Consider the following 15,176-nt stretch of genomic DNA (forward strand, 5'->3'; position numbering starts at 1 on the left):
TAGTTTGAAACTGAGTATTTTTTTCTTGTATTTTTAACTAGATTAAAGAAAAGAGAGAAAACAAGAAAAATTAAATCAGATAAAAAAATTCTGAAATATACTCTTGAATTGAATATCATTATCAATTAGAATCATAATTGATAACGACATTCAATTATCGTTTATTATATAAAATTTCGATAGCTTTAATATAAAGAGGAGGACCAACATGCAGCATGCGAAACAAATCGCAGAACATGCAACATTACAAAGCTTTTTAAACTGTTATTTAAGAGAAACAGGGAGTGGAGAATGGATTACAGAGGATGAAAGAATGAAGATTATCTTCAGTAATACGTTGAATAGAGATACAGTCCCCACATATTTATGTTGTCGGCTATCGGCACAGAACGTTACTTTGTATGGAGAAGTTATATATAAATCATCAACAGATCGTCATTTGTTTGGAGAACAATTTTATTATCAAATTGGAGATAGTAATTCTGTTATTAAAGCAGATTACGTTACAGTTATTACATTTTTAATAAAAGAGATGTCTATCAACTACGGAGAAGGGACGAATCCTGCGGAACTTATGCTTCGAGTTATCCGTAGTTGTCAAAATATTGAGGAATTTACAAAAGAGAGAATAGAAGATACGTCCGCATTATACGGTTTCCATACAACTTTTATAGAAGCGGAGCAGTCTTTATTATTTGGGCATTTAACTCATCCTACACCAAAGAGTAGACAGGGGATATTGGATTGGAAAAATGCAATGTATTCTCCAGAATTAAAAGGAGAATGTCAGCTTCATTATTTTCTGGCCCATAAAAGTATAGTAAATGAAAAATCATTATTATCAGATTCTACAACAACGATTATAAAAGAAGAATTAAGTAATGATGAGATGGTTAGTAAGGAATTTATAGAGAAGTACTGTAAGGAAGATCAATATGCATTAATTCCAATTCATCCGCTTCAGGCAGAATGGCTCTTGCATCAAGCTTACGTACAAGATTGGATAGTTCAAGAATTGCTTGAGTATATTGGACCTGTAGGTAAGTATTATATGGCAACATCATCACTAAGGACGCTATATCATCCCGATTCGAAGTATATGCTTAAGTTTTCATTTCCGGTGAAAGTAACGAATTCAATGCGTATTAATAAACTGAAGGAACTTGAGAGTGGTCTTGAAGGGAAGGAAATGTTAAAGACGGCTATTGGTGAAGTACGAGAAAGGTTTCCAGGCTTTGATTTTATTTGTGATCCAGCCTATATTACATTAAATTATGGAACACAAGAATCTGGATTTGAAGTGATTATTCGCGAGAACCCTTTTTATAGTGAACATGCAAACGACGCAACATTAATTGCTGGGCTAGTTCAAGACGCTATACCTGGAGAGCGTACGCGGTTATCGAATATTATTCATCGCCTAGCAGATTTAGAAAGTAAAAGCTGTGAAGAAGTAAGCTTAGAGTGGTTTAGACGATATATGAATATTTCTTTAAAGCCAATGGTATGGATGTATTTACAGTATGGTGTTGCATTAGAAGCTCATCAGCAAAATAGCGTTGTTCAGCTAAAAGATGGTTATCCGGTCAAATATTATTTCCGTGATAATCAAGGATTTTATTTCTGTAATTCAATGAAAGAGATGCTTAATAATGAATTAGTTGGTATTGGAGAACGTACTGGAAATTTATATGACGACTATATTGTGGATGAGAGATTTCGTTACTACTTAATTTTCAATCATATGTTTGGTCTCATTAATGGTTTTGGCACAGCAGGATTAATTAAGGAGGAAATTCTTCTCTCGGAATTAAGGTCTGTACTTGAATCATTCCTTCCGTATAACCGGGAACCTTCAACATTTTTAAGAGAATTATTGGACGAAGATAAGTTAGCGTGTAAAGCAAATTTACTAACGAGATTTTTCGATGTCGATGAGTTAAGTAATCCATTAGAGCAAGCAATTTATGTGCAAGTACATAATCCGCTCGTTAGAGAAGTGGCTGTTCGTTCATAAATAGCGTTAAAATTTCACGTAATACAAATAATGGTATTTTGTCATAAGGTGGAGGGTTTTATGAGAGTGGACATGTATCATACGAAAGTATTGAAGGCGCTCGAATCAGAAGATTACATTTCAGTACGAAGAAGAGTGCTACGTCAATTAGTAGAATCGTTAATTTATGAGGGGATTATTACACCGGTTCGCATAGAAAAAGAAGAACAAATTCTTTTTATAATACAAGGACTTGATGAAGAAGACAAAAGTGTCACGTACAAATGCTATGGCAGGGAACGGATGACATTTGGACGTATTTCTTTAGACTCATTAATAGTAAGAGTCCAAGATGAACAGCAAGAAATACAATCTGTCTCGCAATTTCTAGAAGAAGTTTTTCGGGTTGCTAGTGTAGAACAAGCTAAATTAGATTCTTTTATGCACGAATTAGAACAAACAATATTTAAAGACACGATTGCACAATATGAAAGAAATAATAAGAAAGAATATACTCAAAAATCTTACGATGAGTTTGAAAGCCATTTAATAGACGGCCATCCATATCACCCTAGTTATAAAGCACGTGTTGGATTTCAATATCGTGACAATTTTCAATATGGATATGAATTTATGCAGCCAATAAAACTCATATGGATTGCAGCGCATAAGAATTATGCGACTGTAGGTTATGAGAATGAAGTGATGTATAACGACCTTTTAAAAGAGGAGATTGGCGATCGTAAATTAGAAGAGTTTATGGAACGAATTCGTAATAGGGGATGTTATCCAAAACAGTACGTGTTTATACCTGTTCACCCATGGCAGTGGGAGAATTTCATCATTTCAAATTATGGGGATCATATACAGGGTAATTTTATTATTTATTTAGGAACATCAGAGGACGATTATTGCGCGCAACAGTCAATGAGAACGTTAAGAAATATTACGAGTCAAAAGAAACCGTACGTTAAATTATCGATGAATTTACTCAACACTTCAACACTCCGTACACTGAAACCATACTCTGTTGTAAGTGCACCAGTAATATCAAATTGGTTAAATGATGTTGTAAGTAATGACGCCTATTTAATGGATGAAGCACGTTTAATCTTGTTAAGTGAGTTTTCAAGTGTAACGTATGACACGAATAAGAAAGCTATATATGGTTCATTAGGATGTATTTGGCGCGAAAGCGTTCACAAGTATTTAGATGCACAAGAGGATGCAATTCCTTTTAATGGTTTATACGCTAAAGAGAAAGATGGTACACCAATTATTGATGCGTGGTTGAATAAATATGGAATGAAGGATTGGCTACAATTACTTATTCAAAAAGCGATAATACCAGTTATACATCTTGTTGTAGAGCATGGCATCGCACTGGAATCACATGGACAAAATATGATTCTAGTCCATAAAGAAGGGGTGCCTGTTCGTATTGCGTTAAAGGATTTTCATGAAGGGCTTGAGTTTTATCGTCCATATTTGAAAGAAGTTGACAAATGTCCCGACTTTACTAAAATGCATAAAACATATGCGAATGGAAAAATGAATGATTTCTTTGAAATGGATCGCATTGAATGTTTGCAAGAGATGGTGTTAGATGCACTATTTCTGTTTAATTTAGGAGAATTAGCATTCGTACTTGCGGATGAGTATGGATTGAAAGAAGAACATTTTTGGATGATGGTTGTTGAAGAAATTGAAAATCATTTAAGAATATATCCACATTTGAAAGGTAGATTTGAAAATATTCAATTATATGCACCTACATTCTATGCTGAACAATTAACGAAACGTCGATTATATATGGATGTGGAATCGCTTGTTCATGAAGTTCCAAATCCATTGTATAGAGTAAGACAACTTATGAAACAAAAATCAGCTGTTACAGGGGGAAATTATGCTAATCGTTAATAAACAAGAGTATAGCAAAAGTGATTTTGAATTGAGATTACAAGTTTATGAGGAAATGGAACAATTTCAAAAAGCAGAAGGAAATAGATTTGCACTTTGTCTGAAAGATCCATTCGATATTATTACGCTTGTGTTTTTCTTAAAAGAAAAGAAATCATCAGTATTACTTATACATGAAGATACGCCAAAAGAAACGGCTATTGAAATGGCAAAGCGTGCAAATTGTGTAGGGATTTTATATGGAGAATATGGCGATTTTACAAAATTAGAAGTAGGGAACTTTTTACTAGAAGAGCCTTCTTTATTGCAATATAGTTCGGGAACTACGGGAGAACCGAAACTGATTCGTAGAGCATGGACGGAAGTTGATACAGAAATTACTGCCTATAATGAAGCTTTAAACTGTGAAGTAGATGAAGTGCCAATCGTTATGGCTCCTGTTTCACATTCATACGGACTAATATGTGGTACGTTATCAGCAATTACGAGGGGGAGCAAGCCTGTAATCATTACGAACAAAAATCCTAAATTCGCATTAAATATAGTTCGCAATACAGAAAAACATATTATATATGCAGTACCACTTATGTTACACATTATGGGGAGTTTTCCATTAGGAACGTTCCAGTTTCATAAAATTATGACATCAGGATCGCCTTTGCCAGAAGCACTATTTTATAAACTAAAAAAAATGACAACATATATGATGCAGCAATACGGTTGTTCTGAAGCAGGTTGTATTAGTATATGTCATGATATGAAAAGCCATTTAGATTTAGGAAACCCTCTACCTCATGCAAGTATAAGCATAGGTTCAGATGAAAATGCACCGGAAGAAATCGTCGTGAAAATGAATGATAAGGAAATTTTCACGAAGGATTTAGGGTATAAATCTGAGCGTGGCATTCATTTTATGGGGCGTATGGACGATGTAATTAATGTCTCAGGATTAAAAGTCTTTCCTATAGAGGTAGAAGAAACGATGCTTCGATTGGAAGGTGTGCAAGAGGCAATTGTATATCGGGGGAAACATCCTGTGATGGGCGAAATAGTTAAAGCGAAAGTGATCTCTCATGTTGATCCAGTGAAAATAAGAGAATGGTGTATTCAGCACTTACCTTCTTATAAAGTTCCGCATGAAATTGAAAGTGTAAATGAAATTCCTAAAAATAAAACTGGAAAAGTAAGTAGAAAGTTACTAGAGATGGGAGAGGTTACAACATGAGACGGGAAGCGTTAAAGAATGCCGTGTTAAAAATTATGATAGAAAAAATGGAACTGAAAAATGTAACGCATTTAGAAGAAACGATGCGCTTAAATCAAGATTTATATATAGATTCGGTAATGATGTTACAGCTTATTGTATACATAGAAATGGATGTAAAGCTATGCGTTCCAGAGGATGAGGTAGACCCAAAGGCATTTCTTACTGTAGGATCTTTGCTTGATTTTATGGAAGAGTTAGAGCCGTTACAGGAAGTAAATGTGAATAACTAACCTTTAGGAAAGTGGATGAGAGTATGACTTCAATTAAAGTGCACTGTTTAGTGAGTTGTTTTTGTGAAATTATAAAAAGGCGTAGCGACATTGATTTTCGTCCATTTTATTTTGGACTATGGGATGGAGATTTTGATATAACACAAGGCGGAATTATTTCATATCACTCTGAAAACATTAACCATGATCATTATTTAATTTGGTTTGAAAAATTGTACGGTATTAAAGTAAACGAATGGTATGATCATGCAAAAGATAAAGATAGCAATGTAGAAACGTTTTTAGAATTAGTAGAAAACAAGCCGGAAAATCGTTATGTCATTGTAATGGTTGATATGTCTCTATTACCAGAGAGGGAAAATAAATTTCATCAAAAACCGTTTCCACATTATTTAATGATATCAAAAACAGAGAAAGAAGAAGAATGGTTCATGCTAGATCCTGATTTTCGTTGGGAAGGAAATATGGAAAGAGAAAAAGTACTTCACTCTATTCAAGATAACCCATTTGGTGGAGGTTATTTCATTGATATAGAAGGAATTGGAGAGCCAACGCAAGAAACAGTAGCTAGTTATTTCACAGAAACATTCAAAAAGAACGACAATGAACTGACTATGGAACTGAAAAATTTAATTGTAAAAATGGCAAATGAGGAAGAAGGATATGCGCTTTCTGGACTTGTAGCAGCAGTAAAACAAATACCAGTACTTGCAATTCGTAAATATAGTTATGAGCATGCCTTTGCATACTTCCGTGAAACGTTGCAATATTCGGAGCAAGAATTTGATTATTGGTGTGATCGAGTAGAGGATATTGTACAAGGATTTACAAATGTACAGTATCGTGCAATTAAAATGGCAATGACGAATAATAAAGGTATGCTAGTATCGATTATTGAAAAACTGGATGAAATGAATGCAATTGAACTGCAAATTAAGAAGGAATTAGAGAGACAGTTTCTATCATGGAAAGGTATGAAAACAAATCAATCTGTCGCAACTCTTTAATAAGCTAACTGAATTTAAGATAGGAGAGTTTAATACTATGAAATATTCGCTATGTACCATTTCATTTCGTCATCAATTAATTTCATTTACTGATATTGTTCAATTTGCATATGAAAACGGTTTTGAAGGAATTGAATTATGGGGGACGCATGCACAAAATTTGTACATGCAAGAACGTGAAACGACAGAACGAGAATTGAATTTTCTAAAGGATAAAAACTTAGAAATTACGATGATAAGTGATTACTTAGATATATCATTATCAGCAGATTTTGAAAAAACGATAGAGAAAAGTGAACAACTTGTAGTACTAGCTAATTGGTTTAATACGAATAAAATTCGCACGTTTGCTGGGCAAAAAGGGAGCAAGGACTTCTCGGAACAAGAGAGAAAAGAGTATGTGAAGCGAATACGTAAGATTTGTGATGTGTTTGCTCAGAACAATATGTATGTGCTGTTAGAAACACATCCCAATACACTAACGGACACATTGCCTTCTACTATAGAGTTATTAGAAGAAGTAAACCATCCGAATTTAAAAATAAATCTTGATTTTCTTCATATATGGGAGTCTGGCGCAGATCCAATAGACAGTTTCCATCGATTAAAGCCGTGGACACTACATTACCATTTTAAGAATATATCTTCAGCGGATTATTTGCATGTGTTTGAACCTAATAATGTATATGCTGCAGCAGGAAGTCGTATAGGTATGGTTCCGTTATTTGAAGGTATTGTAAATTATGATGAGATTATTCAGGAAGTGAGAAATACGGATCTTTTTGCTTCCTTAGAATGGTTTGGACATAATTCAAAAGAGATATTAAAAGAAGAAATGAAAGTATTAATAAATAGAAAATTAGAAGTAGTAACTTCGTAATGTGAAATGATGTGAGAGTCTCGTTTAGAGGCTCTTTTTTTATGGTAAAAAATAACCAAAAATTTCCATGTATTTTAATTTGAATTTAACACAATTTATATATAAATAAGGAGGTGATTGGTAATGGCTAGAAATCGTAATTCTAATCAATTAGCATCACATGGAGCACAAGCAGCTTTAGATCAAATGAAGTATGAAATTGCACAAGAGTTCGGTGTACAACTTGGAGCTGATACTTCTTCACGTGCAAACGGTTCTGTAGGCGGTGAAATCACAAAACGCCTAGTAGCGATGGCAGAACAACAGCTTGGTGGCGGATATACTCGCTAAATGTAGAAGGTTATAGGAGAAAGGAAGGATTCTTCCTTTCTTTTTTTTTCAATTAATTGGTATGGATATATAGTGAACAGAATTCAAAGAATAGAAGTAATACTATATTTTACCCAATTTCTTTTGTTGTGAATGGGAAGTATTAAAGATGTAATAGCCCTGGTGGAATGAAAATTATGTTCCAGCAGGGCTATTATATGGTAAGAAATATATGATGAAAGGTTCCGAAATCAACATGTTAAAAAAAGAAAACTGTTGTTTAATTGCGCTTGCATCAGTTCCACTTGTCATGACATTAGGGAATTCAATGCTCATTCCAATCTTGCCGACAATTGAAAAGAAATTACATATTTCATCGTTTCAAGTATCCATGATTATTACAATTTACTCTATCGTAGCCATTTTACTTATACCGATTGCTGGTTATTTATCAGATAGATGGGGACGAAAGATGGTAATGGTTCCGAGTTTGCTGATTGCGGCTATAGGAGGAGCGATAACTGGTTGGGTATCATGGAAAGTTGATAATCCCTACATTTGGATACTAATCGGTAGAGCGATTCAAGGTATTGGTGCTGCTGGTGCAATGCCGGTTGTTATACCGTGTGTTGGTGATTTATACAAAGATGAAAAACAAGTTAGTACAGGTTTGGGAATCATTGAGACATCCAATACATTTGGAAAAGTGCTGAGCCCTATTTTAGGATCTGCTCTTGCTGCCATTGTATGGTTCTTACCATTTTGGGCGATTCCAGTTTTATGTGTCGTAGCAATTGTTTTATTGCTGGTATTAGTAAAGGCAAAAAAACAAGAAGGGGAAGTACCGCCACTAAAAGAGTTTATTCGATCTATTATCTCTACGTTTCGAGAAAAGGGAAGATGGTTAATTGCCATTTTTGCATTAGGTGCAATTATTATGCTTATTTTATTCGGAATTCTCTTTTATTTGTCGACTATACTGGAATCAAAGTATGACATTCATGGTATATGGAAAGGGTGTGTGCTTGCTATCCCGTTACTTGTACTGTCACTTAGTTCCTATATGGCCGGTAAAAAAATTGGAGATAATCAAAATGTTATGAAGAAGTGTATTTATATTGGTTTTTTAATGGCAGCTGCATCAGTCATCATTCCTTTATTTATAAAAGGGATTTACTTACTACTTCTTTGTCTCGTTATTATGGGGATAGGAATTGGTATGGCACTCCCATGTTTAGATGCTCTCATTACACAAGGGATTGAAAAGGAGCAAAGGGGAACGGTTACGTCCTTTTATAGTTCAATGCGATTTATCGGTGTAGCAGCTGGACCACCTTTATATTCTTTTTTTTTGAAAGGGGCGGACCATGAAGTGTTTTATTTGACAAGTATTTTCGCTGCCATTGGTGCTGTTATAGCAATCATTTGGATTAAACCAGCAAAAGATGCAAAGACGGTAAAACAGAAACCGGAACCTACTTCATAATTTGAAAGAGAATTGCATGATGTTTTCAGTAACATGCAATTCTCTTTCGTTCATTAAGAATAAATAACTTGTTTTAACATATAAAGCGCGACACCCCATATGATGAGACCAGAAAATTTATTTAATAATAAGATTGTCTTTCCGGTTGAGTCTAGTCTTTTTAGAAATTTCCCCGCTAAAGCTAAGCTTATAAACCAAATCCAAGAAACGATAATAGTTGCAAGTGTAAAAGCCCATTTTTCACTTCCTATGTATTGAATAGAATTTGTTCCAATTACACCGATTGTGTCTAAAATTGCATGTGGATTTAATAACGAAACTGATGCTGCGAAAAGGATTTGCTTTTTTAAGGGCATACTTTTTTCTTGTTTTACATCGTTGGAAGGGTTACTTCTCCAAATAACAAAGCCCATATATAGGAGAAAGAAAAATCCAATTATATATAACGAGTTAGTTAGCCAAGAAAAAGTAAGGAGTACAAGGGAGACACCTTGCACCGCAATCAATATGAGTAACGTATCACATATAGAGGCAGTTAATACTACAGGGGCTGCCCTCCAAATGTTTGGTTGGCTAGCGCCTTGGTTAAAGACAAAAACATTTTGTACACCTAATGGAATGATAAGTCCAAATGCAAGAATGATACCATGAATAATTGCTTCACTCATCATATTACCTCCTATTTTAATTCATTATGATAGTGTATATTGTATAGAAGAAATGAAAATTTGTATCCATCCATATGGTTGGGGAGGTTACCAACCAAAAAGAATATAAGGTGATATGATGGAAAGATTCGTTTGGAAACCGAATATGTCTCTAGCGACGCCGCTGTATAAACAAATAGAAACGTATATAAAAGAAAGGATTGTTAATGGAGAATGGACCGTTGGAACAAAATTACCTTCACAAAGAGATTTGGCCCATACATTTGGTGTGAATCGAAGCACAATTGTAATGGCTTTCGATGAACTAGTTGCGAAGGGATATATTGAAGGGAATGGCAGGAAAGGAACAATTGTTGTAAATAATAATGAGAATGCTTCAACTTACGCACCCCCGCCTAATTGGCAGTCTTATGTAGAAACAGGAGTTCATTATCCGAATCTCCCAGCTATTCAAGAGATTAATCAAGCTGAATTTTATCCACATGTAATTCGGTTAGGAACAGGTGAGCTCGCGCCGAGTCTCTTACCTGAGAAAAAGATGAAAGAAATTATGAATAAGCTTTTAAAGTCAAATGTGACGCTTGGGTATGAAGAGCCGAAAGGAAATCTGTATTTAAGGGAAAAGATTTCCGAATACTTAAAGGAGCATGGCGTATATGTATCTCCTGCCTCTATATTAATTGTTTCAGGAGCAATTCAAGCGCTGCAACTTATTTCTATGGGGCTTCTTTCGAAAGGGGCATCCATCTTATTAGAGAAACCATCCTATTTATATTCGCTTAATGTTTTTCAATCAGCAGGAGTACGTTTAATTGGAATCCCAATGGATGAGAGCGGGTTACATACATCATATATTAAGAAATATAAGAAGCAGTTCAATGCCTCTATTTTATATACGATCCCGTCTTTTCATAATCCGACGAATTTTAGTATGAATACTAAGAAGCGAAAAGAAATAATGGAAGTATGTAATGAAATTGGATTACCTATTATAGAGGACGCAGTGTATCAAGACTTATGGTTTGATGCACCTAGTTCGAAACCTTTAAAAGCCTATGATAAAAATGGAATTGTACTACATATTGGAAGCATGTCCAAAGTAATTAGTCCAGGTTTAAGAATTGGATGGATTGTTGGACCCGAGCCAGTAATTCAAAGATTGTCAGACATAAAAATGCAAACAGATTATGGTTCAAGCACTATATCCCAGCAAATTGCAGCAGAGTGGTTTACAAATGGTCTATATGATGAGCATTTGCACTTTGTAAGAAGTGAATTGAAAAAACGAAGAGATTTTATGTTACTAATGTTAGATAAATATCTTCGTGAAATAGCAACTTGGCATGAACCAACAGGCGGATTTTATATATGGGTACATATAAAAGTACCCATTTCATATCGCAGTTTATTTGATAAAGCTCTGCAAGAAAAGGTTTTATTAAACCCAGGTACTTTATATGATAGAAGTGCAAATCAATTTTTGCGCCTATCGTATTCATACGCAACGTTAGAAGAAATTGAAATAGGTATAAAAAAACTTGCACAACTAATGAAAAAGTAAGAGGAGAAAGTAATGAAACAATATGTAATTTGCCAAATGATCAATGGAGAAAAATATTTAGCTGCTTATGCGGAGACGAAGCAAGAGGCAATTGAAAAAGCAGAACTGTTAGGATTAAGAACGGGAAATCGTTACATAGTTATAACTGCAGAAGAAGCCGAAGGCTTAACGTATCCTTAAACAATGTATGAGATTATATAGGAAGTAAATAAGTCTAGTAATATAAGAAATTACTAGGCTTATTTACTATTAAGTTGTTAAACGTTCTTGTATTTATACGCAAAGTAATAATATTATGAGTCAAGTTGACGAAAAAATCGATTTGTCTTTCGGTCTTGATTACCTTTTCTATATTCATCAATATATTGCCTAAAGTTCCAAGCTTGTAAAAATTTATTAGCAGAGTTATAACCAGAATTGTAAAGCCAGTCTTTTTCTTCCTTCGTCAGTTCAAAATTAGTACTTGTAATCGTTCCTGTTGGAATTGTAATCGTTCTTGCTTTTGATTCCTTATCTAAATGACGTAAATCATGAGCTTGCATCATTGTTTTAAATAGTCCTTTGAACATAGAAATAGGCTCGTTATAGTGAGCAGGGTCAGCTTGAATTTCATCCTTTACAAAATGAAATCCGAAAGTCGGCCAGCGAGGAGCGGTAGGTGAATCGAAGATCCAAATTGGATAATTACTTAGAATTCCTCCATCAACCATATAACAAGGCTGCTTCCATTTTGGAGTTCTCCATTTTACAGGTTCAAAGAAGAAGGGGATTGTACTACTCATTCTTACCGCCTTAGCAATAGAGAAGCGATAATTTAAAAATCCGTAGTTTGGTAAGTCGTCAGGAAAGACAACCATTTTACCATTACTAATATCAGAAGCGATGATTTTGAGTTTGTTTAGATCCGGTAAATCAGTAAATAAATGAACACCTTTTTTTCGAAGTAATTCTTCAATCCATTCTTCTATAAATACATTAGAGTATATACCTAGAGTAGTCCATGCACTTAGTCCTTTTCCGATAAAGGGGATTTTGTCAATAAAGGTTTTCTTCGTAAATTTGTTATAATCGATATCAGTTATAATGGTTTTTAGCTCTGAACAAGAATATCCTGCAGCTAAAAGTGCCGCGATAATTGCACCGGCTGATGTTCCAGCTACACGTTCCCATTCATAACCTTTTTCGGCTAACGCGCAAATTGCCCCAACATGCGCAATACCGCGCACACCGCCTCCTTCAAAAACACCATCGATCTTCATTAAACATACTTCCTTTCAAATGAAAGATTTGGAAATGGCAAAAAAGCACGTATTGTACGTGCTTTTTTACAATGGTTTTTAAGTTTACTAGCAGCCTACAAATCCGCCCCAACAGCTAGCTCCGATGATGATTAGAAGGATGAATAAAACGATTAATAAAGCGAAACCTCCGTAACCACAACCACCACAGCTACCGCCGTAACCGTAACCGCCGCAACTATATCCGTAACCCATGTGGAATTCCTCCTTATATTAAAAATAAAAATGAACGAGGGGAAAATGTACTGGAAGAACTAAAGAATTATCGTGTTTGTAGGAACAATGTATAGTATGCTTTTTTAAACTTGTTCGCGTACGAAGGATGAGCCCGTTTTTTTGAGGCTTGTTGATTTTGTAAAGAATGAAGTATAATCTTTGTACTATGATATAAATAAGTATGTAAATGTAAGGAGAATTTATGAATAAAAAAATTGAAGTGTTAATTGATAAATATGAACTAACACACTTGAAAGAAGAACTTATTAATACTGTATTTCCTTGTATAAAAGTTGTGCCAAAGCAGCAGGAAACTGTTGCGATAGGTAGTTCGAAAATGGGAGGAGTTCCTGATTTACCAGCTTTATTTGAATATCCAAAGTATAAGGGAAATCCACTACAATTTATCGCACAATTTAACTTAAGTGATTTACAAAACGTTGGTATGGATCACAATCTTCCTAAGACGGGGATGCTGTATTTCTTTTGTATTGAAAATTATTTTGAAGAAAATGTGAATCTAACAGAAGCTGGGCGTGTACTTTATTATGATGTTCCTGTAGAGCAATTACGAAGAGAAAATGAAATACAAGCGAAATATAACCAGTGTGCAATTACTTTTGAACTGACATACAAATTACCAGAACTTTTCATTGAAGATGAGGCTGATTCAGATCGTTTCTTGCAATTACTTGAAGAGCTAATTCCAGATAACTACGATAACCATCAAATGTTTGGTGAGCCATTCTCTGTACAAGAAGAAGTGTTATATGAGACAGGAGAATATATGGGAGTAGACCCGCAGCAAATGACTCTTTTATTCCAAATTGATTCAGATCATAAAAATTGTAATATGGTTTGGGGAGAACTAGGGATGCTATATTTCTGTATTAGTAATGAAGATTTGAAAAATCAACGTTTTGAAAATACATGCTGTGTATTACAAACATGCTAATGAAAAAAGGTTGTTCTTTTAAAAAGAACAACCTTTTTATGTGAATTAGTTAATATGCATAATCTCATATGACCTATACGAAAAAGTATTGTATACTCTGAAACTATACGATACTTTTTCGTATAGTTATAGAATATAAGGAGTGACAAGATGGGAAAGACAAGTAAGTATGTGACAGCTGCCGCACTTTGTTCAACTATAGTAATGGGAGGCTTACAAGCGTCATCTGTATCTTATGCAGCTACAAATCCGACTACGGTGACAGCACAATCAGATGTAAAGTTATTAGATGATTTCAGAAAAGAATTAAAAAAACAGATTGATAATCGAGAAGAAAATATTACAATCACATATAAAACAAAAGATAGAAATGCTAGAAATATTATGGATCAATTGTATGGTGAGTTTAATAAAATTGTAGATGCTGATGAGTATGTAAAATATAATGTAGCGTCTACTAGATATTCTATTAAAGGAATGCCAGGGGACTATACGTTTACACTGCAAGTAAAATACCGTGAATCAAAAGAACAAACTCAATATGTAAAAGCTCAGGCAAAATCAATTGTTGGATCAATTGTAAAACCAGGAATGGATGAGCATGAGAAAGTAAAAGCTATTCACGATTACGTTGTGAAGCATGTGTCTTATGATACGTCTTATCAAGCGTATACAGCATATGAAGCATTAGCGAATCGTTCTGCCGTTTGCCAAGGATATACATTATTAACGTATGAGTTGTTAAAAGAGGCAGGTATTCAAAATCATATTGTAACAGGCACAGGAAATGGACAAGCTCACGCGTGGAATTTAGTGAACATTGAAAACAAATGGTATCACCTAGATACTACATTTGATGATCCAGTACCAGATAAAGCAGGGCGTGTAACTTACTCATATTTTAATATGTCTGACGAACAGTTAAGTAAAGATCATGAATGGGATCGTAGCAAATATCCAGCGGCAACTACAAGTTATTTTGGTGAATTAACAAATAAAATAAAAGCTGGTAGCTCAAAAACTATTGTATATGAGCAGATGTTAAAAGAAACAAATTTACAATACTTATCTGCAGAATACGGAGCAGAAAATTATAATGAATTTAAGCAAAAGTTGCAGCAACAGTTTGCAGCCAAACCAGAAAAAGTAGAAGTACGATATAAGCAGTCCATGGATGGAACGATGCAAGATATAAAGAAAGTATTAAATGAAATAAATTGGCCAAAAGGTGCAAAGCGTGTGTCTTATCAAGTAGCACCTTATAGTGCACTGGCGGGTTATTCATTGGCGACAATTACATTTACGTATTAAGCAATGAGAAAGAGCATCTGTAAAAGATGCTCTTTTTATATTTGTTGATCACTTTAAAATATTAGGAATTAT

At 34.4% G+C, this 15,176-nt stretch carries 15 protein-coding genes; 12 read left to right on the forward strand and 3 right to left on the reverse strand.

The features are described from left to right. Nucleotides 1-208: 208 nt before the first annotated feature. The 8 genes from MHH27_RS10080 (at nt 209) to MHH27_RS10115 (ending at nt 9,095) form a co-directional block, all read left to right on the forward strand. Nucleotides 209-2,017: an IucA/IucC family protein gene (locus MHH27_RS10080; RefSeq protein WP_340942400.1), complete on the forward strand. Its 1,809-nt coding sequence runs from the start codon at nt 209-211 to the stop codon at nt 2,015-2,017. A gap of 60 nt (nt 2,018-2,077) precedes the next feature. Continuing rightward, complete coding sequence (locus MHH27_RS10085) at nt 2,078-3,916, forward strand: IucA/IucC family protein (protein ID WP_053564713.1); 1,839 nt, start codon at nt 2,078-2,080, stop codon at nt 3,914-3,916. Continuing rightward, complete coding sequence (locus MHH27_RS10090; RefSeq protein WP_000909573.1) at nt 3,903-5,141, forward strand: AMP-binding protein; 1,239 nt, start codon at nt 3,903-3,905, stop codon at nt 5,139-5,141. The genes MHH27_RS10085 and MHH27_RS10090 overlap by 14 nt, the downstream gene beginning before the upstream one ends. After that, on the forward strand, nt 5,138-5,413 hold the full coding sequence (gene asbD, locus MHH27_RS10095) for a petrobactin biosynthesis protein AsbD (RefSeq protein ID WP_001250560.1): 276 nt from the start codon (nt 5,138-5,140) through the stop codon (nt 5,411-5,413). Before MHH27_RS10090 ends, asbD begins: the two co-directional genes overlap by 4 nt. Nucleotides 5,414-5,436: 23 nt before the next feature. Then, nucleotides 5,437-6,420 (forward strand): DUF6005 family protein, encoded by a 984-nt coding sequence (locus tag MHH27_RS10100; protein ID WP_139213213.1) that lies wholly within the window; start codon nt 5,437-5,439, stop codon nt 6,418-6,420. A gap of 37 nt (nt 6,421-6,457) precedes the next feature. Further along, on the forward strand, nt 6,458-7,300 hold the full coding sequence (locus MHH27_RS10105) for a sugar phosphate isomerase/epimerase family protein (protein WP_000877687.1): 843 nt from the start codon (nt 6,458-6,460) through the stop codon (nt 7,298-7,300). 123 nt (nt 7,301-7,423) lie between these two features. Next, entirely contained in the window at nt 7,424-7,630 is a 207-nt protein-coding gene (locus tag MHH27_RS10110) for an alpha/beta-type small acid-soluble spore protein (RefSeq protein ID WP_000113545.1), read from the forward strand. Between the two features lie 235 nt (nt 7,631-7,865). Beyond that, nucleotides 7,866-9,095, forward strand: a complete 1,230-nt coding sequence (locus tag MHH27_RS10115; RefSeq protein ID WP_340942406.1) for an MFS transporter — start codon at nt 7,866-7,868, stop codon at nt 9,093-9,095. Nucleotides 9,096-9,148: 53 nt separating this feature from the next. Here the strand turns inward: MHH27_RS10115 and MHH27_RS10120 are convergent, their stop codons facing one another. Further along, nucleotides 9,149-9,763, reverse strand: a complete 615-nt coding sequence (locus MHH27_RS10120; RefSeq protein ID WP_001287303.1) for a LysE/ArgO family amino acid transporter — start codon at nt 9,761-9,763, stop codon at nt 9,149-9,151. Between the two features lie 118 nt (nt 9,764-9,881). On the opposite strand from MHH27_RS10120, the gene MHH27_RS10125 reads away from it, so the two are divergent. Continuing rightward, entirely contained in the window at nt 9,882-11,324 is a 1,443-nt protein-coding gene (locus tag MHH27_RS10125) for an aminotransferase-like domain-containing protein (protein ID WP_097821620.1), read from the forward strand. A gap of 12 nt (nt 11,325-11,336) precedes the next feature. Then, on the forward strand, nt 11,337-11,504 hold the full coding sequence (locus MHH27_RS10130; RefSeq protein WP_000816389.1) for a DUF3933 family protein: 168 nt from the start codon (nt 11,337-11,339) through the stop codon (nt 11,502-11,504). A gap of 113 nt (nt 11,505-11,617) precedes the next feature. Here the strand turns inward: MHH27_RS10130 and MHH27_RS10135 are convergent, their stop codons facing one another. After that, nucleotides 11,618-12,583, reverse strand: coding sequence for a patatin-like phospholipase family protein (locus MHH27_RS10135; protein ID WP_000686789.1), 966 nt, complete (start codon nt 12,581-12,583; stop codon nt 11,618-11,620). Between the two features lie 87 nt (nt 12,584-12,670). After that, on the reverse strand, nt 12,671-12,817 hold the full coding sequence (locus MHH27_RS10140) for a YjcZ family sporulation protein (protein WP_000540425.1): 147 nt from the start codon (nt 12,815-12,817) through the stop codon (nt 12,671-12,673). Nucleotides 12,818-13,040: 223 nt separating this feature from the next. Here MHH27_RS10140 and MHH27_RS10145 point away from each other — a divergent pair, with 223 nt between their 5' ends. Then, nucleotides 13,041-13,793, forward strand: a complete 753-nt coding sequence (locus MHH27_RS10145) for a YwqG family protein (protein WP_090976248.1) — start codon at nt 13,041-13,043, stop codon at nt 13,791-13,793. Between the two features lie 150 nt (nt 13,794-13,943). Next, nucleotides 13,944-15,104, forward strand: coding sequence for a transglutaminase domain-containing protein (locus MHH27_RS10150; RefSeq protein WP_097821621.1), 1,161 nt, complete (start codon nt 13,944-13,946; stop codon nt 15,102-15,104). Nucleotides 15,105-15,176 lie beyond the last annotated feature (72 nt).

Origin of the sequence: Bacillus sp. FSL L8-0152, from assembly GCF_038006365.1 — a bacterium.
Lineage (GTDB): Bacteria > Bacillota > Bacilli > Bacillales > Bacillaceae_G > Bacillus_A > Bacillus_A cereus.